This is a genomic window from Kitasatospora xanthocidica (assembly GCF_014656195.1).
Lineage (GTDB): Bacteria > Actinomycetota > Actinomycetes > Streptomycetales > Streptomycetaceae > Kitasatospora > Kitasatospora xanthocidica.
This window is the reverse complement of sequence record NZ_BNBY01000008.1, coordinates 353194-374555: the sequence shown is the minus strand read 5'-3', so window position 1 is coordinate 374555 and position 21362 is coordinate 353194. Positions and strand designations below refer to the sequence as shown.

Genomic DNA, 21362 nt, shown 5'->3' with positions numbered 1-21362 from the left:
AGGCCCCGACCCACCGGCCGCGCCCGCGCCCCGTACGCCCGAGAGCACAGGACGACGACACCCCATGAGCAACTCCCGCAAGACCGACCAGAAGAACTCCGCCACCGACCGGATGCGCGTCGCCCGGGCCCAGGCCGAGCGTTCGGACCGGATCCGCCGCCGGGTGGTGGTCGGCGCCGCCTCCGCCGCGGTGCTGGCCCTCGCGGCGGGCGTGGCCTTCGCCGTCGGCGGCTCCTCCGGATCCGGTTCGGACGCCGCCGCGAACGGCCCGCTGGTCGTCCCCGCCAACGCGACCGGCGACGGCGGCACGGTGGTCACCTACGGCAAGGCCGACGCCGCGCACACCCTGCAGGTCTACGAGGACTTCCGCTGCCCGTTCTGCGAGCAGCTGGAGACCACCACCGGCAAGACCGTCCAGCAGCTCGCCGACGCCGGCTCGTACAAGGTCGAGTACCACCTGGCGACGTTCCTGGACAACAACCTCGGCGGCAAGGGCTCCCGCACCGCGCTGGCCGCCGCCGGCGCCGCGCTGAACGAGGGCGTGGACAAGTTCAAGCAGTTCCACGACGTGCTGTACGCCAACCAGCCCGACGAGCGCAGCGACGCCTTCGGCGACGTCAACCACATCCTGGACCTGGCCGGCCAGGTGCCCGGGCTGAAGACCGACTCCTTCGTCAAGGCCGTCCGGGAGGGCACCTACGCACCGTGGGCGGCCAAGGTCAACGAGGAGTTCAACAAGAGCGACGTCACCGGCACCCCGACCGTCAAGCTGGACGGCAAGAAGCTGGACGTCCTCACCAACGGCAAGGCCGTCTCGCCCGAGCAGTTCACCGCGATGGTCAAGCAGGTGACCGGGTGACCGCCCCCAACGCGCCCACCCTCACCCCCGCCCCCCGGACGGCCCACGGCGCGAGCCGCCCGTTCGCCTGGCTGCTGCTGATCGGCGGCGCGGTCGGCCTGTTCGCCTCGGCGGTCCTCACTCTGGACAAGATCCGGCTGCTGAAGGACCCGTCGTACGTCCCCAACTGCAACATCAATCCGATCATCAGCTGCGGCTCGATCATGCGCAGCGACCAGGCGGAGGCCTTCGGGTTCCCCAACTCGCTGATCGGCCTGGTGGCCTTCGGGGTCGTCGTCGCGGTCGGCGCCGGGCTGCTCGCGGGCGCGACGTACCGGCGCTGGTTCTGGCTCGGCCTGCAGGCTGGGACGGTCTTCGGGGTCGGCTTCGTGACCTGGCTGATGTACCAGGCGCTCTACCGGATCGGCGCGCTCTGCCCGTACTGCATGGTGGTGTGGGCCGCGGTGATCCCGCTGTTCTGGTACACCACGCTGCACAACCTGCGCTCCGGCGTGATCCCGGTGGGGCCGCGGCTGCGGGTGGTCGTCCGGGAGGCGGCCCGCTACCACTGGGTCGTCCCGGGCCTCTGGTACGCGGTGATCGCGCTGCTGATCCTCAACCGGTTCTGGTACTACTGGAGCACCCTGATCTGATCCCGTCCGCCGCCCTCCCGCCCCGCTGGGAGGGAGGGCGGCGGGCCACTCCTCCTCGTGGGGGCGCCATGCGACGCAGGATCGTTCTCTTCGTCTCCGTCTCGGTCGACGGCTACTTCGAGGGTCCGGACCACGACCTCTCCTGGCACCTCGTCGATGACGAGGTGCACACCCACTTCAACCGGGAACTCGCCCGGATGGGTGGTTTCCTCTCCGGCCGGGTGACGCACGAGCTGATGGCCTCGTTCTGGCCGACCGCCGACCAGGACCCGGCCGCCGACGCCCCGATGATCGAGTTCGCGGGCATCTGGCGCGCGATGCCGAAGGTCGTCTTCTCCCGCACCCTCGACCACGCCGACTGGAACACCACGGTCGTCCGCGAGGTCACCCCGGAGTCGATCGCCGCCCTCACCGCCGGCCCGGGCGGCGACCTCTGCCTCAGCGGCGCGAACCTGGCCGAGTCCTTCCTCGCCCAGGACCTGATCGACGAGTTCCGGCTCTACGTCCACCCCGTCGTGCTCGGCCGCGGCACCCTGTTCTTCCGGCCGACCGACCACCCCGCCCCGCTGGCCCTGAAGGACACCCACCGCTTCACCAACGGCGTCACCCTGCTCCACTACGCCCGGGAGCGCGGGACTACGCCGGCAGCCCGGTGAGCTCGGTGAAGGCGGCCGTGCCCGAGTAGCCGATCAGGAAGCCCACCAGCACGCCGCCCCAGAAGTCCTCGACCGTGACGAACGACGGCGCCTCCGACTTCCGCGCGGCGAAGACGATCGCCGCCCCGGTCAGGATGACCGCCAGCACCAGCGAGCCGAGCGTGGTCCCGAGGGGCTGGTGGGCGAGCGCGCTCAGGCTCTGCGCCTCCTGCAGCGACCGGCCGAGGCTGCCGACCAGGCCGCCCGCCACCCCGCCGGTCATCACGTTCCACAACGCGGCCTTGAGCGGCACGGTCAGCGCGGTGGTGTTGGCGAAGACCCTCCGGCGCTCCGATCCGGGTGCCCCGGGCAGCGGACCCCCGCTCTGCTCCGGTACGAGCCCGTAGACCACGTTGAGCTGCAGCCGGTAGCTCGCGGGGACGAAGAACGGGTTCCGCGGCGTGCCGAGGCGGATGGTCCAGACGTCGGTCGACCCTGGTTCCAAGGCGACCCGGCGGGGCAGCGAGCCGATCAGCGGCACGCGTTCGCGATCGGCCGGACGGTCGGCGAAGACAGCCACCGTCGACCCTCCCGCCACATGGATGTTGGTCTGCCTGGCCCGTCCGTGCAGATCCACGGTCGACCCGCCGGAGATGTGGAGGTTGAGTTGGTCGTCGGCGCCGTCCAGGCGGGCCTGGTCGCGCACGTTCGCCTGGTGCAGCAGGGCGATCTCGTCCTGGATCCCCCACGCCTCCTCGGCCCGCTCCGGCGGGAGCGCCGCCGACTCCTCCTCCAACTGCCGGATGCGGGCCTGCCGTTCCTGGACGGCCGCCGTCAGCCGTGCCGTCTCGGCCTCCGGGAGGACCGGCTCCGCCGCCTTCTCGGGTGTCTCCGGCCGCTCCGGTGTGCGCCAGAACAGCTGGGTCGGCAGGCTCATGTCCACCTTGTCGATCCACACCGGCACCGAGAACGGGTTCTTGATGTGCAGGTAGACCGTGAAGTCCGTGCCGGAGTACACCTGCGGGACGGAGAGGTCGACGGAGAGGTCGAGCAGGCCCAGTTGGGCCGGGGGCTCCGATGGCGGGGTGGTCACCCGGACAGGCTAGCCAGGCCGGCCCGTCCGGGTGGGGCTTTCCCCGAACCGCGCGGGTCAGCCCTCCGCCGGGCCGAAGGTGAACGCCTCGACCTCGGCCAGGAGTTCGGCCCGGCGCCGGTCGTCGATGAAGGAGGCCCGGAAGGAGTTGGCGGCCAGCCGGCGCAGCGTCTCCGGGTCCAGCCCGAGGGCCTCCCGGACGGCACGGAAGTTGTCCTCGACGTAGCCGCCGAAGTACGCCGGGTCGTCGGAGTTGACGGTGACCAGCAGGCCGGCCTCCAGCATCTCGCGCAGCGGGTGGTCGGTGATCGTGTCGATGCAGCGCAGGCGGACGTTGGAGAGCGGGCAGAGGGTCAGCGGGATCTGCTCGCGGACCAGGCGGGCGACCAGCTCGCCGTCCTCCAGGCAGCGAAGCCCGTGGTCGATGCGCTCGACGCCGAGGACGTCCAGCGCCTCGGTGATGTACGAGGCCGGGCCCTCCTCGCCCGCGTGGGCGACGCGCCGCAGCCCCGCCTCGGCGGCCCGGCGGTACACCTCGCGGAACTTCGCCGGCGGGTTGCCGACCTCGGCCGAGTCCAGGCCGATGCCCGCGATCCGGTCGAAGTACGGGCGGGCGGCCTCGAAGGTCTCCAGCGCGGACTCGGCGGACTCGTCGCGCAGGAAGCACATGATCAGCTGGGTGCTGATGCCGTACCGCTCCTCGCTGCGCGACAGCGCCAGGGTCAGCCCGTCCACCACCACGCCGAGCGGCACCCCCCGGGCCGTGTGCGCCTGCGGGTCGAAGAAGATCTCCGCGTGCCGCACGCCCTGCTCGGCGGCCCGGGCCAGGTAGGCGTCGGCGAGGTCGGCGAAGTCCTGCTCGGTGCGCAGCACGGCCATCAGCGCGTAGTACAGGTCCAGGAAGGACTGCAGGTCGCTGAAGGAGTAGGCCTTCCGCAGTTCCTCGGTGTCGGCGTAGGGCAGCTCGACCCCGTTGCGGGCGGCGAGCTCGAAGGCGAGCTCGGGCTCCAGGGTGCCTTCGATGTGCAGGTGGAGTTCGGCCTTGGGAAGCGGCATCAGCGTTCTGTCCGAGCGGTAGCGGGGGAACCCGAAGGTACGGATGAATTCATCCTACGATCCGCGGTCGATCCGGGCGATCACCGCGCCGCCTCCGCCGCTCCGGTCGGCAGCTCCCGGACGGTGCGCAGCGGCGACAGCAGCGGCAGCACCGCGCACAGCGCCAGCAGTCCGGTCATCACCCACATGGTGGCGCGCAGCCCGACCACCGCGCCCAGCGCCCCGCCGGCCAGGGCGCCGAGCGGGATGGTGGCGTGGTTGGCGCACATCGACGTGGCGGCGACCCGGCTCAGCAACGCGGGCGGGAGGTAGGACTGCCGGAAGCTGTTGAGCACGACGTTGCAGAACACCACCGCCGCGACCACCACCAACGCCCCGAGCACGTACAGCAGCATCCCGGGGCCCGGTCCGGCCAGGGCCATCAGCATGCCGAAGGGCGACAGCGCGATCAGCACGATCCGTAGCGCACGGGCCGTACCGAGGCGCCGGCACAGCGGCCGGGCGGCCAGCGCGCCGAGCACTCCGCCGACCGCGCCCGCCGAGGCGAGCCCGCCGACCCAGCCCGGGGCGACTCCGGCGTCCCGGATCAGGAACAGCGCGGTGATCGACTGGTAGCCGGTGAGCGCGAAGTTGGCGGCCGCGCCGTAGAGCGTGAAGGAACGCAGGTAGGGGTCACGCAGCAGGAAGGCGAGCCCCTCCCGGGCCTGACCCAGGGTCCCGTCCGCCCGGGCCTTATCCAGGGTCCCGTCCGCTCCGGGCCGGCCCCCGGCCGGGTCGAGCCCGGAACGAGCCCGGATCCTCAGCAGGGTCGCGGTCGCGACCAGGAAACTCACGGCGTCGGCGAGCAGCCCGGTCGTCGCGCCGAGCACCTGGACGGTCAGCCCCGCCAGTCCGCGCCCGGCGACCGCGGCCGCCGACGCGCTGCCCTGCAGTTTCGCGTTGCCCTCGATCAGGTCCTCGGGCGCCACCAGCTCGGGCAGATACGCCTCGAAGGCCGCGTCGAAGAACACCGAGGAGATCCCGGTCGACAGGGCGACCACCAGCAGCTGCGCCAGGGTGAGCACTCCGAACCAGCCGGCCACCGGCACGCTCGCGAGCAGGGCGGCGGAGGCGAGGTTGCAGGCGATCATCACGGTCCGCCGGGGCGCCCGGCCGACCCAGACCCCGGCCGGCAGGCCGAACACCAGCCAGGGCAGCCAGACGGCGGCGGTCAGCGCTCCCGTCGCGAGCGGTCCGGCGTCCAGCACCAGCACCGCGACCAGCGGCAGCGCGACGGAGGTGATGTTGCTGCCCAGCCTGCTGACGGTCTCACCCGCCCAGAGCAGCCGGAAGTCACGCCGGGCGAACAGGCCCCAGCGCGGGCGGGCGGTCCCGGGTGCCCGCTCCGGGGCCTGGACGGCGCTCACGGCCTGGCCGGGACGCTGTGGGCGAAGGCGAGGACGGTCTCGCGCTCCCGCCCGTCCTCGGGCACCGGCCGGTTCGCCCACTTCTGGATCACCCCGTGCAGGTCCGCCGCCAGCTCCCGGGCCTCCTCCGGGGTGAGCCGCAGCCAGGTCTGGGTGGCCACCGAGCAACCGTCCCGCCAGTCGGGCGGGTAGCCGCCACGCCGCACGGCCCACTCACGGACCAGCTCGACCTGGCGCTCCAGCAGGATCGATCCGGCCGCGTCGGCGACGGCCTCGGTGACCGGGTCGCCGTCGAAGTCGGCCCTGGTCCAGGTGAGTTCGCGGTCGGCGCGCCGCCACCACCGCTCGCGCCGGGTGCGGGCGAGCTCGGGCGCCTCCTCGATCAGTCCGCTCTCGGCCAGCACCTTCAGGTGGTGGCTGACGTTGCCGACCGCCTGCTCGGTGCGCTCGGCGAGCTTCCCGACCGTGGCGGGGCCGTCCACCTTGAGCAGGTCCAGCAGCCGGCGGCGCAGCGGGTGGGTGAGGGCGGCGAGCACCCGGGAGTCCTGGATCTCCCGGGTGCCGCGCGGTTCGTCCGTCGTGTCGGTCATGCCGGGGAGACTACTGACAAGAACTCTTGTATGACACTTCTTTTACAACACTCCTTGTCCGATGACCCGAATCACCCGCACCACCTGAATCACCCGCGCCACCCGCCCCTCGTCGCACGGGTGTACCGGCGGCGGCCACCGGGCACTCCGTAGGAGGGGGCTTCCGTCGAGGAGGTACCGAGATGCGGCACGCCGACGCCACCCACATCCGGCCCGAGGGCGTCTCCCCGCACGCCCTGGGCAACGACGTGCTCCTGCACGAGCTGGAGCAGCTGCACCGCACGCGCCACGAGACCTTCCTGTACGGGTCGGAGGAGGCGCTGAAGCGGCACACCCTGCGCACCGGCCAGCTGGAGGCCGAGTACCTGCACCGCTTCCCCGGCCGGCTGGTGACCGCCGGACGGACCAGGGCCGGCGCCCGGGCCCGGGAGGCGGCGGCCCGGGTGGAGTCGCTGCCGGAGTGACGGGCCCGGCCGCGCGCCCGGCGGGACACGCCGGGCGCGCCGTGGCGTGCCCGGCGCCCGGCTGTCGGGGAGGGTGTGAGGGCCCAGACGCACCAGGCCCGGACCGGCACCGGTCCACACCCCCTCGGGAGCCCCGCATGCCCATCGCCAGCGTCAACCCCGCGACCGGCGAGACCCTGGAGACCTTCGAACCGCTCGACGCGGCCGGCATCGAACAACGGCTGGCCCTCGCCGAGTCCACCTACCGCGCCTACCGCGACACCCCGTTCGCCGCCCGCGCCGAGTTGCTGCACCGCGCCGCCGACCTGCTGGACCAGGACCTGGAGGCGGTCGCCCGCACCATGACCCTGGAGATGGGCAAGCCGCTCGCCGCCGCCCGGGCCGAGGCCGCCAAGTGCGCGAAGGCGATGCGCTGGTACGCCGACAACGCCGAGGCGCTGCTCGCCGACGAGCACCCGGCCCCGGCCGACGTCGCCGACTCGGGCGCCGCGCGCGCCTACGTCCGCTACCGCCCGATCGGGCCGGTGCTGGCCGTGATGCCGTGGAACTTCCCGTTCTGGCAGGTGATCCGGTTCGCCGCGCCGGCCCTGATGGCGGGCAACGTCGGGCTGCTGAAGCACGCGTCCAACGTGCCGCGCACCGCGGTGGCGATCGAGGAGCTGTTCCGGCGGGCCGGCTTCCCGGAGGGCTGCTTCCAGACCCTGCTGATCGGCTCCGGCGCGGTCGAGGGCGTGGTCCGTGACCCCCGGGTCGCCGCCGTCACCCTCACCGGCAGCGAGCCGGCCGGCCGGGCCGTCGCCTCCGCCGCGGCGGACGAGGTGAAGAAGTCCGTGCTGGAGCTGGGCGGCAGCGACCCGTTCGTCGTCCTGCCGAGCGCCGACGTGGACGCCGCGGTGGCGACCGCCGTCCGGGCCCGGGTGCAGAACAACGGCCAGTCCTGCATCGCCGCCAAGCGGTTCATCGTGCACACCGACGTCTACGACCGCTTCACCGCGGGGTTCACGGCGGCGATGCGCGCCCTGCGGGTGGGCGACCCGATGGACGAGGCCACCGACGTCGGCCCGCTGGCCAGCCGCCAGGGCCGGGACGACCTGGAGGAACTGGTCGAGGACGCCCGCACCCACGGCGCCCGGGTGGAGTGCGGCGGCGGGCGCCCGGAGGGCTGGGACACCGGCTGGTTCTACGAGCCGACGGTGCTGACCGGCATCACCCCGGCGATGCGGATCCACCAGGAGGAGACCTTCGGCCCGGTCGCCACCGTCTACCGGGTGGCCGGCCTGGACGAGGCGGTCTCGGCCGCCAACGACACCCCGTTCGGGCTGAGCGCCAACGTCTGGACCACGGACGAGGGCGAGCAGGAGCGCTTCGTCCGCGACATCCAGGCCGGCGGGGTGTTCTTCAACGGGATGACGGCCTCCCACCCGGCGCTGCCGTTCGGCGGCGTCAAGCGTTCCGGCTTCGGGCGGGAGCTGTCCGGGCACGGGATCCGGGAGTTCTGCAACGTCACCACGGTGTGGATCGGCTGAGCCCTCCCGGACCCGCGCTCACCCGGCGCCGCGCTCCCGACCGGGTCAGGCCGCCATCCGGTGCCTGCCCCGGCCGGGCGTCATCCAGCGGGCGATCACGCCGACCATGGCGACGACCGTCAGGCCCCAGAAGATCGCCATCAGCACCAGCATCGGCAGCAGGCTCACCTGGGTGGCGACCATGCCGAGGCCGACGGACAGCGCGATCATGAACGTCACCACGGTGGGGCTGAGGGTGAGCAGCCAGGTCCAGGCCTGGTGCCCGAAGCCCTGGTCCCGCTGGGCGCCTGGGCCGGTTTCGAGTTCCTTGTAGGTGAGCAGGTCCATCGGGGTCTCCTCCAATGCCGGACGGGAGGGAAAGCCTGGCCCGGTGGGTCAGGAAGCCTTGCGCGGAGCCGCGGACTTCCGGCTCGCGGTCTTCTTCGCCGCGGAGGTGGTCTTCACCGCGGAGGTGGACTTCACCGCGGAGGTGCTCTTCGCCGTGGAGGTGCCCTTGGCCGTGGTGCTCTTCTTCGTCCCGGTGGGCTTGGCGGTGGTGCTCTTCGCCGCGGCCTTCCGGGCCGCCGCCGTGCTCGTCTTCGCCGGGGCGGCCCGCCTGCGCGGCCCGGGCTCCTCCGCCGGCTCCCCGTCCGCCCCGGCCGCCGGTCCGCCGACCGGCCCGTGCCCGCCCCTGGCCTGCTTGAGGCTGCTGCGCAGCGCCTCCATCAGGTCGATCACGTTGTCCGGCGCCTCGCCGGGCTCCTCCTCGTGCGGGAGCTCGACGCCCTCCAGCCGCGCGGTGATCACCTGTTGCAGCGCCTGCTGGTAGTCGTCGTGCAGCTGGGACAGGTCGAAGTCCTCGGAGAGGGTGTCCATCAGCGAGCGGGCCATCTTGAGCTCCTGCGGCCGGACGGTGACGTCCTCCTCGGGAGCGATCCCGGCCGCCGGGCGGACCTCGTCGGGCCAGATGCAGGTCTGCAGCACCAGCGTGTTGTCGTGCACCCGCAGCACCGCGGGCGACTCCCGGGTACGCAGCGCGATCTTGGTGACGGCGATCTGGCCGGACTCGGTGAGCGCGTCGCGCAGCAGCGCGTACGGCTTGGCGGCGGCCTTGTCGGCGACGCCCACGTAGTAGGCCTTGGAGAACATCAGCGGGTCGATCTCGCCCTCGTCGACGAAGGCCAGCACGTCGATGATCTTCTTGCTGGGCAGCGGCAGGTCGGCCAGGTCCTCGTCGCTGAGCGTGACGGTCCGCCCGTCGGGGGACTCGTAGCCCTTGGCGATCTCCGCGTACGGGACCTCCTTCTCCTCCTGCTCGCAGTACCGCTTCATCCGCACCCGGCCGCCGTCCTTGGCGTGCACCTGGTGCAGCGGGACGTCGTGCTCCTGGGTCGCGGAGTAGAGGTGGACGGGGATGCTGACCAGCCCGAAGCTGATCGTCCCCTTCCAGGTGGTCTGCATGGGGTCGCTCCTGCCCGGCGCCGGGAACCGACGGGCGCCGCACGCTCGGGGGATGCTCCGACGATCGCCCCGAGAGTCCCACTCTGCCCGGATTTGCCCCGATCGGCCACACCGCGCCGACAATGGGCCGAGGAGGTCGACGCCGATGACCGCGACGAGCCCGACCGGCCCCGCCCCGCCACCGGACCGCACGGCGTACCGGGTGACCTACGCCGTCTCGGGCGAGGTGCGCCAGGACGAGGTCACCGTGGTGCCCGGGTACTCGCGGGAGGACGACATCCCGCGGATCCTCGCGGCCCGGCTCACGGCCCTTCCATCGGGGTTCCGGCCGGAGGTCGTGGTGCTCGATTTGAGGGAGATCTGACCTCGGCCGACCCCCGCCACCCTGACGATGCGTCAGATCTGAGCTTTCCGGAGCCCGGTCAAACCCACCCTGACCTGGGCTTTTATGTCCGGTAAGCGAACAGTTATCAAAGCATTGTTCCGATACTCGGGCGTAGAAGTTAGGTTGCACCGCAATGCGCGGGTCTGTCCCCCCACCCTGTGGCGACGAGCCCGGGGTCGCCGCGCTGGAAAGGCAACAGGGCACCCCACAGATGAGTGCGAACACCACCAAGTCGGCGGCAGCCGCGCAGGTCCCCCACCAGGCGGGACCGCACGGGCACGACGGCGACGGCCACCTGAAGGCCGGGCTCAAGAACCGCCACCTGTCGATGATCGCCATCGGCGGCGTGATCGGCGCCGGCCTCTTCGTCGGCTCCGGCGCGGGCATCGCGTCCACCGGTCCCGGCATCCTGCTCTCCTACGCACTGGCCGGCGCGCTCGTCGTGCTGGTGATGCGGATGCTCGGCGAGATGGCCGCGGCCGACCCGCAGAGCGGCTCCTTCTCGGCGTACGCGGACCGCGCGCTGGGCCGCTGGGCCGGCTTCTCCATCGGCTGGCTGTACTGGTTCTTCTGGGTCGTGGTGCTCGCGGTCGAGGCGACGGCCGGCGCGAAGATCCTCAACCAGTGGGTGCCCGGCGTGCCCCAGTGGGGCTGGGCGCTGATCGTGATGGCGGTGCTGACCGCCACCAACCTCTTCTCGGTCTCCTCCTACGGCGAGTTCGAGTTCTGGTTCGCCGGGATCAAGGTCGTCGCGATCGCCGCCTTCCTGGTGATCGGCACCCTGGCCGCCTTCGGCCTGCTGCCCGGCACCCACTCGGTGGGCGCCAGCAACCTGACCGGTCACGGCGGCTTCCTGCCGCACGGGGTGGGCGCGGTGTTCACCGGCATGCTCACGGTGGTCTTCGCCTTCATGGGCAGCGAGATCGTCACCCTGGCCGCCGGCGAGTCGGAGGACCCGCAGAAGGCGGTCACCAAGGCCACCAACAGCGTGATCTGGCGCATCGGCATCTTCTACCTGGGCTCGATCCTGCTCGTGGTCACCCTGCTGCCCTGGGACTCGGCCGAGGTCAAGGCCAGCCCGTACGTGGCGGTGCTGTCCCACATCGGCATCCCCGGCGCCGGCCAGGTGATGGACGTGATCGTGCTGACCGCGGTGCTGTCCTGCCTCAACTCCGGGATGTACACGGCCTCCCGGATGGCCTTCTCGCTCGGCCAGCGCGGCGACGCCCCGAAGGCCTTCGCCAAGGTGACCGAGCGCGGCGTGCCGCGGGTGGCCATCCTCTCCTCGGTGGTCTTCGGCTTCGTCGCGGTGTTCTTCAACTACACCTCGCCGGACACCGTGTTCGCCTTCCTGCTCAACTCCTCCGGTGCGATCGCGCTCTTCGTCTGGCTGGCCATCTGCGCCACCCAGCTGCGGATGCGCAAGATCATCGAGCGCGAGATGCCCGAGCGGCACACCGTCCGGATGTGGCTGTACCCGTACCTGACCTGGACCGCGATGGGCATGATCGGGTTCGTCATGATCTACATGTTCACCACCGAGGACGGGCGCAAGCAGATGTACCTGTCGCTGGTCGCCGCGGCGATCGTGCTCGCGGCCTCGGCCGTGGTGGGCCGCCGCCGGCGGGCCGCGGTGGCGGCGGAGTCCTGACCCGTCCGCCCCGCGCGAGAACGCCGGGCCCGGGAGCCGTTGCGGAGGCTCCCGGGCCCGGTGCCGTTTCCAGCACCCCACGCCAGTTTGACCAAGGCACGTCAAGGGGGATACCTGGGCATGGCGCTCCCCCACGAGCGCTCCCCCACGCCCACCGGGAGACCCCGTGCCGCCCCTGCCCTCCCGCACGTCACCCCCGCCTGCCCGGCCCCGCCCGGAACCCGAGTCCGCACGCCTGCGCTTCGGCCGACGGCTGCGCCACTGGCGCGAGACCCGCGGCCTCAGCCAGGCCGAGCTCGGCCGGCTGCTGGGCTACCACAACTCACTGATCAGCCGGGTGGAGAACGCCCGCCGCTGGCCACCGCCGGGGCTGCCCGCCCGGGCCGACGAACTCCTGCTCGCCGGCGGCGAGTTGGCACACCTGTGGCAGACCGTCCGGCAGGAACGCGAACGCCTCGGCGAACTCGCCGTCGCCACCCGGCCGGCGCTCACCACCGACACCACCCCACCGGACGCCGCCACCATCGAGGTGCTCGCCCACCTGCTCGCCGACTACCGCGCCGCCGCCGGCCGGATCGGCGGCGAGGAGCTCGCCGCCGTCCTGGAACACCACGCCCGCACCCTGGCCGGCTGGCAGCACACCGCCTCGCGCGACACCCTCGCCGCCGTCCGCTCGCTCGCCGCCCAGTACGCCGAACTCGCCGGCTGGGCCCACTTCGAGGGCGACCGCCGCGCCCGCGCGCTCAGCTGGTACGCCACCGGACTGGAATGGGCCCGCGCGACCGACGACCGGGCCACCGCCACCACCCTGCTCGCCCGGCAGAGCGCCCTGCACTGGTGGCGCGGGGACCCGGCCGCCGCACTCGCCCTCGCCGAGGCCGCCCGCACCACCGCACCGCCCCAGCCCGGTCTGCAGGCCTGGGCCGCCGTCGCCCGGGCCCACGCCCACGCGCTGGCCGGCGAGGCGCCGCAGGTGCGCCGGACGCTCGCGGACGCCCGGCGGCTGACCGACACCGCGCGCCGCATCGGGGAGCCGACGCCCTGGACGGCGCGCGCCGAGCTGGTCCTGGCCGTCGCCCACGGCACCTGCCAGCGGGACCTCGCCCTGCGCACCGGCCGCACCACCCACGCCCGCACCGCGACGGCCCGGCTGGAGAGCGCCCTTCGACTGCTCGACCCGGCCGCCCACCCGCGCGACCACGCCCTGGTCACCGCCCGCCTGGCCGGCGCCCAGGTCCTCGCCGGCCGGCCCGACGCGGCCACCGCCCTGCTCGCCCGGCTGCCGCCGCACACCGCCGGCCGGATCGCCCGCGAGCGGCGGCGGGCCGAGGAATGGCTGCACGGGTGAGGGCCCGATGTCGCCGCTGCCGGCCGCGTTGGCCGCGTTGATCGCGTTCCGCAGGCCGGTGACGTCCCCGCCCTTCGCACCGGGCGACCGTTCGCTCACGGCGCGCACCTCCTGACGGCGCGGTCCCCAGCCAACCGCCGCGCCGCGCCGCAGGCCACACGGAGTGGTCCGATCGGCGCCCGGCCCCACGCGCGCGGCAGGACCGGCCACCACCTGCGGGTGTGGTGACCGGCCCTGCCGCGACGGGTCAACCGCTCAGAGCCGGGCCGCCGCCGCGGCGATCTGGGACGCGTAGGTGCTCACCTGGGTGTAGACGCCCGGGTAGCCGGCGCGGGCGCAGCCGTTGCCCCAGCTGACGATGCCGACCTGGACCCAGCGGCCCGCCGCGTCCTGGCGGACCATCGGGCCGCCGGAGTCGCCCTGGCAGGTGTCGACGCCGCCCTGGGAGACGTAGCCCGCGCAGAGCGAGCCGGCCTCGTTGAGGCCGGAGTACGCGCCGGCACAGGTGGCGTCGTCGACGAACGGCACGGTGGCCTTGAGCAGGTACCGCTGCTGGGCGCCGCCCTCGCGCGCGGCACCCCAGCCCATGATGGTGAAGGTACCGCTGTCGTACGCGGTGGAGGTCGCGATCGGCAGGGTGGTGACCTGGCCGCCGCTCACCGGCGAGGCCAGCTTGATCAGCGCCCAGTCGTCGCCGTTCTCGGCGCCGGTGAAGGCGGGCGACTGGTAGACGTACGAGGAGCGGACCTTGATCGCGCTGCCGCTGCGCAGGTCGACCACACCGGCGGTGGCGGTGATGCTGCTGTCGGCACCGGTGCCGTCGACGCAGTGGGCGGCGGTGAGCACGATCTGCGGGGTGTAGAGCGCGCCGCCGCAGCCCATCGAGAGCCGCACGATGAACGGGAACTCTCCCTGCGCCGCCCGGGTGCCGCCGACGACGGTCGGCGACGGCGCGGGCGAGGCGGCGGCGGGCAGCACCAGCATGCCGGCGCCGAGCACCAGGCCCGCCAGCAGGCTGACGACTCTGCCGAGTTGACGCTTCATCGGGTTCCTCCTTGCATGTGGGGGAAGACCGAGCGTGGCCCGGCGGGCGGCGCGACAGGAAGGGCCCGGCCCTGCCGGTTCGAAATGGCAGGAACACGGCAATGCGGGGTTCCGGACCCGGAGGCCCTAGGGTGATCGCCCATGCGGGATCTTGCGGCGGGGATGAAGTACCTGGTCGAGGGCCAGAAGTGGGTGGGGCGGCACGGCCGCTGGTGGGGCTTCGGGATGCTGCCGGCGCTGCTCGCCCTGGTCGGCTACGTCGTCGCGCTCGCCTTCCTCGGCGCCTGGTCCGAGGACCTCGCGGCCTGGGCCACCCCCTTCGCCGACCACTGGGGTTCGCCCTGGCGGGGCCTGCTGCGCGACGCGCTCGCGGCGATCGTCTTCGGCGGCGGCCTGCTGATCTCCCTGCTCACCTTCACCGCCGTCACCCTGCTGGTCGGCCAGCCCTTCTACGAGGCGCTGAGCACCCGGGTCGACGAGACCGAGGGGGACGCGCCCGAGCCCCCGGACACCCCGCTCTGGCGCGAGCTGCTGACCGCGCTGGGCGACACCGGGTCCGTGCTGCTGCGGGTGGCCGCGTTCGGCGTGCTGCTGTTCGGCTGCGGCTTCATCCCGGTGGTCGGGCAGACCGTCGTCCCGGCGCTCGGCTTCCTGGTGTCCGGCTTCTTCCTGACCGTCGAGCTGACCGCCGTGGCGCTGCAGCGCCGCCGGGTGCCGCAGCGCGAGCGGATCCGGCTGCTGCGCGCCCGGCTCGGACTGGCGCTGGGTTTCGGCACGCCGCTGGTGCTGGCCTTCCTGGTGCCGCTGGTGACGGTGCTCGCCATGCCGGGGGCCGTCGCCGGCGCCACCCTGCTGGCCCGCGACCTCGTCCCGGCCGGGCGGGAGGACGCGGCGGACCCGGCGGACGCGGCGGACCCGGCGGACGCGGCGGACGCGGCGGACCCGGCGGACCCGGCGGACGCGGCGGACGCGGCGGACGCGGCGGACCTCGCAGAGGAGGAGCCGGCGGCTTCCCCCGCCACCCCTTCCGCCGCGCGGCCCGTCCCGGGAAATCCGTACGCGACCCCCTGAAGCCGTGAGCGGGCGGTCACGCCGCGTCGACATCGGGCCGCTCCGCGTGTGAGCCCGCCCACAGGGGGTTCGGCATCTACGACTCCCGCTAGTGGACGGGCGCCGCACGGGCTCCGGCCGGGCACCGGGGTCACGCCCGGGCCGGGCCCGGCCCGGCACCGCCCGGCCTGAAGAACGCAGGCCACCACGACTGTCGCCCGTACCTTCCGTCGGTGCGGGGCGGGCCCGACCCGCAGATGCACAGAGCGGACAAATCCCATCAAATCGACCACGGGACCCTGGCCCGGCCCGCCCGGCGACCACTACCCGGCGTAGTAGCCACCGCCTTTGCGACCCGCCTCGGGCGCTGCCAAGAATGGTCCGTCGCCAAGGCAGCACGGCCGGTCCGATCCGCCGTGCAGCCCGCCCGCCCCGCCACTTGCGCCGGGGCGCCACGGCCGTCCCGGACGGCCGCGCGGGCCCCGCTCACCCCGGAGCCCCGCGCGATGCCCCGTGCCCGGCACCCCCGGCACGGTCCCCGACGGAATAGGAACGCCCGCTCCATGCAGCTCAGCCATGCCCGCCGCAACTCCCTGATCACCGGCGTCGCCACCCTCGTGGTCGCGAGCGCCGCCACCGCCGCCCTCGCCATCCCGCAGGCCGGGACCGCCACCGGGGCCACCGCCCCGGTGGCCGCCGTCTCGGTGGACGGCAAGCAGGTCGCGGACCAGGCCCCGGCTGACACCGCTGCCGCCGCCCAGCAGGCCGCCCAGGCGCAGGCCGAGGCCGATGCGAAGGCGCAGGCGGACGCCGCCGCGCAGGCCGCCGCCCAGGCGCAGGCCGAGGCCGAGGCGAAGGCCCAGGCGGACGCCAAGGCCAAGGCCGACGCCGATGCCGCCGCCTCCCGCTCCGAGCAGCGCCAGAGCCTCGTGACCACCTACTCCGGCACGCCGCAGCAGATCGCCGCGCAGATCGTCCCGGCCGGCCAGCTGCAGTGCTTCAGCAACATCGTGTTCCGCGAGAGCAGCTGGAACCCGCTCGCCGTCAACGCCTCCTCCGGCGCCTACGGCCTGGTCCAGGCCCTGCCGGGCTCCAAGATGGCCTCCGCGGGCGCCGACTGGCGCACCAACCCGGCCACCCAGATCAAGTGGGGTCTCGACTACATGAACACCCGCTACGGCAGCCCCTGCGGCGCCTGGTCGTTCTGGCAGAGCCACCACTGGTACTGAGCCGCTGGTGCCTGACCACCGACACTGAGCCACCGGCACCGAGCCACTGGTACTGAGCCGGCCCCCCGCAGCTGCGGACGGAAGACCGGCCCCGGGGCCCGCGACGCACTCCCGCGTCGCGGGCCCCCGCGCGTTCCGGCGAACGCGGGGCGCGGAGCGGCCGGTTCACACCTGTCGTGGACGCGTCCGGAAGACGGCGTGAAGATATGGCGCACGGTCGTACGATTTGCCGCCAATTGCTCGGAATTACGGGCCGTCAAGGCTTTGCGACCGTTCGCGGTCCCTCTTACGCTCCGGCGTCATGCCCTCACCCCTGATCAGCGTCGTGCTCCCCGCCTACGACCAGCACGAACAACTCGCCGACTGCCTCGACTCGCTGCTCGCGCAGTCCCTGGCCGACGTCGAGGTGATCGTGGTCGCCGACCGCTCCCCCGAGACCGCGGGCGGGATCGCCGACGCGTACGCGGCGCGGCACCCCCGGGTGACCGCCCTGCACCTGAACGCGGCGGTCGGGGTCGGGGTGAGCCGCAACGCGGGGGCCGCGCGGGCGACCGGCGACTACCTGCTGTTCCTCGACGCCGACCACCTGCTGCCCCGGGACGCGCTCCGGGCGCTCGCCGACCGGCTCGAACAGACCGGCCCGGTGGACGTCCTGCTGTTCGGCCACTCCCGCCGGCACAAGGACCGGGACTGGCCGGGCGGGGCCGAGGCGCTGCTCGCCGAGGCCGGCCCCGAGACGTTCGAGCCCTTCGACCGGCCCGCGCTGTTCGGCGCGCCGCCGCTGATCTGGGACCGGCTGATCCGCCGCGGCCACTGGGAGGAGCTGGGGCTCGCCTTCCCGGCCGGCCGCTACGAGGAGGTCCCGGTGGTGCACCAGGCCCTGCTCGGCGCCCGGAAGGCCGCCGTACTGGCCCGCGAGTGCGTCCAGCTGCGCCGCCGGGAGACCGTCCACCCGGCGGGCGGCCCGGGCAGCAGCGTCTTCGACCTCTTCGACCAGTACGAGCGCAGCTTCGCCCTGCTGGAGGACCAGCCCCACCTGTACGCGGTGCGCGACGCGCTGTTCGTCCGGATGATCCGGCACTACCTGTTCGTCTTCGACCTCGCCGGCTGCGTCACCCGCGCCGAGCGGCCGCAGTTCTTCCACCGGGCCGCCGAGCACCACCGCCGCTTCCAGCCGCCCGGCCACCGCCGGCCCGGCGGCCGCGAGGGGATCAAGTTCTCGCTGCTGGCCGGCGGCGCCTACCCGGCGTTCGAGGTCGCCAAGCTGTCCCACATCGCGAAGGGCACACTCACCGGCCGCAAGTGACCCGCCGGGCCCGGGCGCGGCACGGACCGTCCACGGCCGACGTGCGGGAAGCCGGACGCCACCCCGACGGCGGAACCCCCGTCATGCCCGGTGCCCGGACGGCGCCCCGGCTGCGATCATCGGCGGAGCCCATGCCGTCGCACCGCCCGGGAGGTCCCCGTGAGCCGTCCGTCCGCCGAACCCGGGGCCGAACTGGGCCGTGAGCTGGCCGCCGTACTGCGCGGGGAGGTCCGCTTCGGCGCCGCCGAGCGGACCGTCTACAGCCACGACGCCTCCAACTACCGGCAGCTGCCGCTCGGCGTGGTCAAGCCCGCCGACCCGGACGACGTGCGCACCGCGCTGGCGCTCTGCCGGGCGTACGGGGTGCCGGTGGTGGCGCGCGGGGCCGGCACCAGCATCGGCGGTCAGGCGATCGGCCCGGGCGCGGTCGTGCTGGACTTCCGCCGCCACCTCGGCGACGTCCTGGAGGTCGACCCGGACGCCCGCACCGCGCGGGTGCGGCCCGGCACCGTCCTGGACGACCTCCAGCGCGCCGCCGGGCCGTACGGGCTGCGGTTCGGCCCCGACCCGTCCACGCACAGCCGCTGCACCCTCGGCGGCATGATCGGCAACGACTCCTGCGGCTCGCACTCGCTCGCCTGGGGACGCACCGCCGACAACGTCGAGCGGCTGGAGCTGCTGCTCGCCGACGGCACCGAGCTGACCGTCGGCGGCCGGCTCGGCCCCGCCGAGCGCGCCGCGCTCGCCGGACTGCCCGGGCGGGCCGGCGAACTCCACCGGCAGCTACAGGAGTTCACCGACCGCAACCTCGCCGCCATCCGCCAGGACATGCCCCGGCTGCCGCGCCGCACCTCCGGCTACCCGCTGGACGCCCTGCTCCCCGAACACGGCCACGACCTCGCCCGGGCGCTCACCGGCACCGAGGGCACCTGCGCGCTGCTGCTCGGCGCCACCGTCCGGCTCGTCGAGGACCCGCCCGCCCGCGCCCTGGTGGTGGCCGGCTACCCCGACGAGGGCGCCGCCGCCGACGCCGTCCCCGCACTGCTGCCGTACGGGCCGCTGACCGCCGAGGGCATGGCGGCCGACCTGATCGCCGCACTGCTCGCGGCCGGCCCCCGTCCGCCTGCGCTGGACCGGCTGCCGGCGGGCGAGTGCTGGCTCTTCCTCGAAACCGGCGGCGCCACCCCGCTGGCCGCCTACCAGGCCGCCCGCCGGCTCGCCGACGCGGTGCGCCGCGAGCGCTCGGCCGCCGTCTCCCTGGTCACCGACCCGGTCGAGCAGCGCCAGCTGTGGGCCGTCCGGGAGGCCGGCGCGGGGATCGTCACCCGGCTGCCCGGCGGCGGGCAGGCCTGGCCCGGCTGGGAGGACTCCGCCGTCCCGCCCGAGCGGCTCGGCGACTACCTGCGGGACCTGCGCGCCCTGCTGCGCCGGCACGGCCTGCGCGGCGTCCCGTACGGGCACTTCGGCGACGGCTGCGTGCACCTGCGGATCGACTTCCCGCTGGACGAACCCCGAGGGGTGCCGCTCTTCCGGGAGTTCCTGGAGCAGGCGGCCGACCTGGTCGTCTCGTACGGCGGTTCGCTCTCCGGCGAGCACGGCGACGGGCAGGCCCGGGCCGAGCTGCTGCCGCGCATGTACCCGCCCGGCATCATCGGCCTGTTCGGCGAGTTCAAGCGGATCTGGGACCCGGAGAACCTGCTCAACCCGGGCGCCCTGGTCGACCCCCGCCCGCTCGACGCCGACCTGCGCTTCGTCACCGCCCCCCGCCGCCCACTGCCACTGGCCCTCCCGTACGAGCAGGACGGCGGCAGCCTGACCACGGCGGTGCACCGCTGCGTGGGCGTGGCCAAGTGCGTGGACCCGACCACCGGGGTGATGTGCCCGAGCTACATGGCCACCGGCGAGGAGCGGCACTCCACCCGGGGGCGGGCGCGGCTGCTCGCCGAGATGCTGCGCGGCGACGCGATCCCGGACGGCTGGCGCTCGGCCGAGGTGCGGGAGGCCCTGGACCTCTGCCTGGGCTGCAAGGGCTGCGCGAGCGACTGCCCCGTCCACGTCGACATGGCGACCTACCGGACGGAGTTCCTGCACCAGCACTACCGGCACCGCCCGCGCCCGCTGCCGCACTACTCGATGGGCTGGCTGCCGCTCTGGCTGCGAGCGGTCGCGCTCGCGCCGGGGACGGCCAACACGCTGGCCCGCTCGCCGCTCGGCGGGCTGCTCAAACGGATCGGCGGGATCGACCCGCGCCGGGTGCTGCCGGTCTTCCCACCGGAGACCTTCACCGCCTGGTACCGGCGGCACCGCGCCACCCACCCGGCTCCGCCCGGCGCGCGGCCGGTGCTGCTGTGGCCGGACACCTTCTCCGACCACCTGCAGCCGAACGTGCCGCGCTCGGCCGTCGAGGTGCTGGAGCACCTGGGCTTCGACGTCCGGCTGCCCGCGGGCCCGGTCTGCTGCGGCCTCACCTGGTACTCCACCGGCCAACTAGGCACCGCCCGCCGGGTGTTGCGGCGCAGCCTGCGGGCGCTGGCGGCGGCCGGGCTCCCGGCCGACACCCCCGTGGTCGGCCTGGACCCGAGCTGCACCGCCACCCTCCGCGAGGACCTGCCCCGGCTGCTCGGTCCGGACGGCCGGCCGCTCGCCGAACGCACCCGCACCTTCGCCGAGTTCCTCGACGAGTACGCCCCGGACGCCCCGCTCCCCCGCCTCGGGCTGGACGCCGTCACCCAGACCCACTGCCACCAGCACGCGGTGCTCGGCAGCGCCGCCGACCGCCGGGTGGAGGCCCGACTCGGCCTGGACAACCGGGTGCTGGACTCCGGCTGCTGCGGCCTGGCGGGCAACTTCGGGTTCGAGAAGGGCCACTTCGAGGTGTCCGAGGCGATCGCCGAGCGGGTCCTGCTGCCCGAGGTGCGGGCGGCCGGGCCGGACACCGTGGTACTGGCGGACGGCTTCAGCTGCCGCACCCAGATCGCCCAACTCGCGGACGGGCGGCAGGCGTTGCACCTGGCGGAGCTGATCGCCAGGGGGCTGCGCGCGGCGGAGTGAGCGGGCGGGCCCGGTCACGCGCTCCGACGTTACGCGTGCCCGGGCTGCGCGGGCCCGAGTTACGCGGGCCCAAGTTACGCGGCCCGGGTTACGCGTGCCCGGCGAGGAAGGCCCCGGCGTGCGCCGCCGCCTCCTCCCGGGTCGGATGGCCGGTGGTGGACCCGCCGCGTTCCCCGTCCGCACCCGTGGCCGTCCAGCGCCAGCCGCCTTCGGCCCCGTCCGAGGTCAACTCGGCGGTTCCACCGAACAGTTCGAGTGAGCCGGGGCGCCCCGCCGGGCGGCTGACCGCCTCCGGCCACTTCTTCCGCGCGCCCTGCCGGGTGATGCCCCAGGCGGCGCCCAGCTGTTCGTAGCTGGCGCCGTAGGAGCCGGCGGTGGCGGCCGCGATCGCGGTGAGCCGCTTGACCTCGGTGTCCACCAGCTTCCAGGCGGACAGGACGGAGAGAGCGACCTCGGCCGGCTCCGCGTGCCAGATCCGCTCCTCGGGCAGGCCCGTCGCCCGGGTGCGGACGGCGACGGCGAGGGGGTCGAGCGCGCCGAGGAGGGCCTTGGCCAGCTCCGCCCGCTCCTCATGGGTGATCTCCACGGTCGTCATGG

At 74.0% G+C, this 21362-nt stretch carries 20 protein-coding genes; 12 read left to right on the top strand and 8 right to left on the bottom strand.

What is annotated here, in order from left to right:
- Positions 1–64 precede the first annotated feature (64 nt).
- The 3 genes from IE332_RS17940 to IE332_RS17930 all read left to right on the top strand — a co-directional run bounded on the left by IE332_RS17940 (position 65) and on the right by IE332_RS17930 (position 2147).
- Positions 65–859, top strand: a complete 795-nt coding sequence (locus IE332_RS17940; protein ID WP_189917265.1) for a DsbA family protein — start codon at positions 65–67, stop codon at positions 857–859.
- Positions 856–1491 (top strand): vitamin K epoxide reductase family protein, encoded by a 636-nt coding sequence (locus IE332_RS17935; protein ID WP_189917263.1) that lies wholly within the window; start codon positions 856–858, stop codon positions 1489–1491. The genes IE332_RS17940 and IE332_RS17935 overlap by 4 nt, the downstream gene beginning before the upstream one ends.
- Before the next feature lie 68 nt (positions 1492–1559).
- The gene (locus IE332_RS17930) at positions 1560–2147 is read left to right on the top strand and encodes a dihydrofolate reductase family protein (protein ID WP_189917261.1); all 588 of its coding nucleotides are present in this window, start codon (positions 1560–1562) and stop codon (positions 2145–2147) included.
- On the opposite strand, the gene IE332_RS17925 is transcribed toward IE332_RS17930, so the two are convergent.
- The 4 genes from IE332_RS17925 to IE332_RS17910 form a co-directional block, all read right to left on the bottom strand.
- Positions 2128–3219, bottom strand: a complete 1092-nt coding sequence (locus tag IE332_RS17925) for a hypothetical protein (protein WP_189917259.1) — start codon at positions 3217–3219, stop codon at positions 2128–2130. The genes IE332_RS17930 and IE332_RS17925 overlap by 20 nt on opposite strands.
- Before the next feature lie 57 nt (positions 3220–3276).
- On the bottom strand, positions 3277–4275 hold the full coding sequence (locus tag IE332_RS17920; protein ID WP_189917256.1) for an adenosine deaminase: 999 nt from the start codon (positions 4273–4275) through the stop codon (positions 3277–3279).
- A gap of 80 nt (positions 4276–4355) precedes the next feature.
- Positions 4356–5681 carry an MFS transporter gene (locus IE332_RS17915; RefSeq protein ID WP_229928679.1) on the bottom strand — a complete coding sequence of 442 codons (1326 nt, stop codon included), beginning with the start codon at positions 5679–5681 and terminating at the stop codon, positions 4356–4358.
- Entirely contained in the window at positions 5678–6271 is a 594-nt protein-coding gene (locus IE332_RS17910; protein WP_189917254.1) for an ArsR/SmtB family transcription factor, read from the bottom strand. The genes IE332_RS17915 and IE332_RS17910 overlap by 4 nt, the downstream gene beginning before the upstream one ends.
- 182 nt (positions 6272–6453) lie before the next feature.
- On the opposite strand from IE332_RS17910, the gene IE332_RS17905 reads away from it, so the two are divergent.
- Both IE332_RS17905 and IE332_RS17900 read left to right on the top strand, forming a co-directional pair.
- Entirely contained in the window at positions 6454–6735 is a 282-nt protein-coding gene (locus IE332_RS17905; protein ID WP_189917253.1) for a DUF6158 family protein, read from the top strand.
- Positions 6736–6872: 137 nt separating this feature from the next.
- Positions 6873–8261 (top strand): NADP-dependent succinic semialdehyde dehydrogenase, encoded by a 1389-nt coding sequence (locus IE332_RS17900; protein ID WP_189917251.1) that lies wholly within the window; start codon positions 6873–6875, stop codon positions 8259–8261.
- Between the two features lie 45 nt (positions 8262–8306).
- Here IE332_RS17900 and IE332_RS17895 read toward each other — a convergent pair whose 3' ends face one another.
- Together IE332_RS17895 and ku are read right to left on the bottom strand one after the other, a co-directional pair.
- Positions 8307–8588, bottom strand: coding sequence for a hypothetical protein (locus IE332_RS17895; protein WP_189917249.1), 282 nt, complete (start codon positions 8586–8588; stop codon positions 8307–8309).
- A 48-nt stretch (positions 8589–8636) separates the two neighbouring features.
- A complete protein-coding gene (gene ku, locus IE332_RS17890; RefSeq protein ID WP_189917247.1) occupies positions 8637–9701 on the bottom strand; it encodes a non-homologous end joining protein Ku in 1065 nt (354 codons plus the stop codon).
- 145 nt (positions 9702–9846) lie between these two features.
- On the opposite strand from ku, the gene IE332_RS17885 reads away from it, so the two are divergent.
- The 3 genes from IE332_RS17885 to IE332_RS17875 all read left to right on the top strand — a co-directional run bounded on the left by IE332_RS17885 (position 9847) and on the right by IE332_RS17875 (position 13085).
- Positions 9847–10065, top strand: a complete 219-nt coding sequence (locus tag IE332_RS17885; protein ID WP_189917242.1) for a hypothetical protein — start codon at positions 9847–9849, stop codon at positions 10063–10065.
- Positions 10066–10297: 232 nt separating this feature from the next.
- Positions 10298–11737 (top strand): amino acid permease, encoded by a 1440-nt coding sequence (locus IE332_RS17880; protein WP_189917240.1) that lies wholly within the window; start codon positions 10298–10300, stop codon positions 11735–11737.
- A gap of 166 nt (positions 11738–11903) precedes the next feature.
- Positions 11904–13085, top strand: a complete 1182-nt coding sequence (locus IE332_RS17875; RefSeq protein WP_189917238.1) for a helix-turn-helix domain-containing protein — start codon at positions 11904–11906, stop codon at positions 13083–13085.
- Between the two features lie 255 nt (positions 13086–13340).
- On the opposite strand, the gene IE332_RS17870 is transcribed toward IE332_RS17875, so the two are convergent.
- Complete coding sequence (locus IE332_RS17870; RefSeq protein ID WP_189917236.1) at positions 13341–14129, bottom strand: S1 family peptidase; 789 nt, start codon at positions 14127–14129, stop codon at positions 13341–13343.
- Between the two features lie 141 nt (positions 14130–14270).
- Between IE332_RS17870 and IE332_RS17865 the strand changes: the two genes are divergently transcribed.
- The 4 genes from IE332_RS17865 to IE332_RS17850 all read left to right on the top strand — a co-directional run bounded on the left by IE332_RS17865 (position 14271) and on the right by IE332_RS17850 (position 20765).
- Positions 14271–15200, top strand: coding sequence for an EI24 domain-containing protein (locus IE332_RS17865; RefSeq protein WP_189917234.1), 930 nt, complete (start codon positions 14271–14273; stop codon positions 15198–15200).
- 542 nt (positions 15201–15742) lie between these two features.
- Positions 15743–16408 (top strand): aggregation-promoting factor C-terminal-like domain-containing protein, encoded by a 666-nt coding sequence (locus IE332_RS17860; protein WP_189917232.1) that lies wholly within the window; start codon positions 15743–15745, stop codon positions 16406–16408.
- Positions 16409–16709: 301 nt separating this feature from the next.
- Positions 16710–17714: a glycosyltransferase family 2 protein gene (locus tag IE332_RS17855; RefSeq protein ID WP_189917230.1), complete on the top strand. Its 1005-nt coding sequence runs from the start codon at positions 16710–16712 to the stop codon at positions 17712–17714.
- Between the two features lie 159 nt (positions 17715–17873).
- Positions 17874–20765, top strand: coding sequence for an FAD-binding and (Fe-S)-binding domain-containing protein (locus IE332_RS17850; protein WP_229928678.1), 2892 nt, complete (start codon positions 17874–17876; stop codon positions 20763–20765).
- A gap of 88 nt (positions 20766–20853) precedes the next feature.
- Here the strand turns inward: IE332_RS17850 and IE332_RS17845 are convergent, their stop codons facing one another.
- On the bottom strand, positions 20854–21360 hold the full coding sequence (locus tag IE332_RS17845) for a hypothetical protein (protein WP_189917228.1): 507 nt from the start codon (positions 21358–21360) through the stop codon (positions 20854–20856).
- Positions 21361–21362 lie beyond the last annotated feature (2 nt).

Bases quoted from the DNA above. Each gene is read 5' to 3' on its own strand.
- IE332_RS17940 (WP_189917265.1), top strand. From the start codon at position 65: ATGAGCAACTCCCGCAAGACCGACCAGAAGAACTCCGCCACCGACCGG.
- IE332_RS17930 (WP_189917261.1), top strand. From the start codon at position 1,560: ATGCGACGCAGGATCGTTCTCTTCGTCTCCGTCTCGGTCGACGGCTAC.
- IE332_RS17920 (WP_189917256.1), bottom strand. From the start codon at position 4,275: ATGCCGCTTCCCAAGGCCGAACTCCACCTGCACATCGAAGGCACCCTG.
- IE332_RS17910 (WP_189917254.1), bottom strand. From the start codon at position 6,271: ATGACCGACACGACGGACGAACCGCGCGGCACCCGGGAGATCCAGGAC.
- IE332_RS17905 (WP_189917253.1), top strand. From the start codon at position 6,454: ATGCGGCACGCCGACGCCACCCACATCCGGCCCGAGGGCGTCTCCCCG.
- IE332_RS17900 (WP_189917251.1), top strand. From the start codon at position 6,873: ATGCCCATCGCCAGCGTCAACCCCGCGACCGGCGAGACCCTGGAGACC.
- IE332_RS17895 (WP_189917249.1), bottom strand. From the start codon at position 8,588: ATGGACCTGCTCACCTACAAGGAACTCGAAACCGGCCCAGGCGCCCAG.
- ku (WP_189917247.1), bottom strand. From the start codon at position 9,701: ATGCAGACCACCTGGAAGGGGACGATCAGCTTCGGGCTGGTCAGCATC.
- IE332_RS17885 (WP_189917242.1), top strand. From the start codon at position 9,847: ATGACCGCGACGAGCCCGACCGGCCCCGCCCCGCCACCGGACCGCACG.
- IE332_RS17880 (WP_189917240.1), top strand. From the start codon at position 10,298: ATGAGTGCGAACACCACCAAGTCGGCGGCAGCCGCGCAGGTCCCCCAC.
- IE332_RS17870 (WP_189917236.1), bottom strand. From the start codon at position 14,129: ATGAAGCGTCAACTCGGCAGAGTCGTCAGCCTGCTGGCGGGCCTGGTG.
- IE332_RS17865 (WP_189917234.1), top strand. From the start codon at position 14,271: ATGCGGGATCTTGCGGCGGGGATGAAGTACCTGGTCGAGGGCCAGAAG.
- IE332_RS17860 (WP_189917232.1), top strand. From the start codon at position 15,743: ATGCAGCTCAGCCATGCCCGCCGCAACTCCCTGATCACCGGCGTCGCC.
- IE332_RS17855 (WP_189917230.1), top strand. From the start codon at position 16,710: ATGCCCTCACCCCTGATCAGCGTCGTGCTCCCCGCCTACGACCAGCAC.
- IE332_RS17845 (WP_189917228.1), bottom strand. From the start codon at position 21,360: ATGACGACCGTGGAGATCACCCATGAGGAGCGGGCGGAGCTGGCCAAG.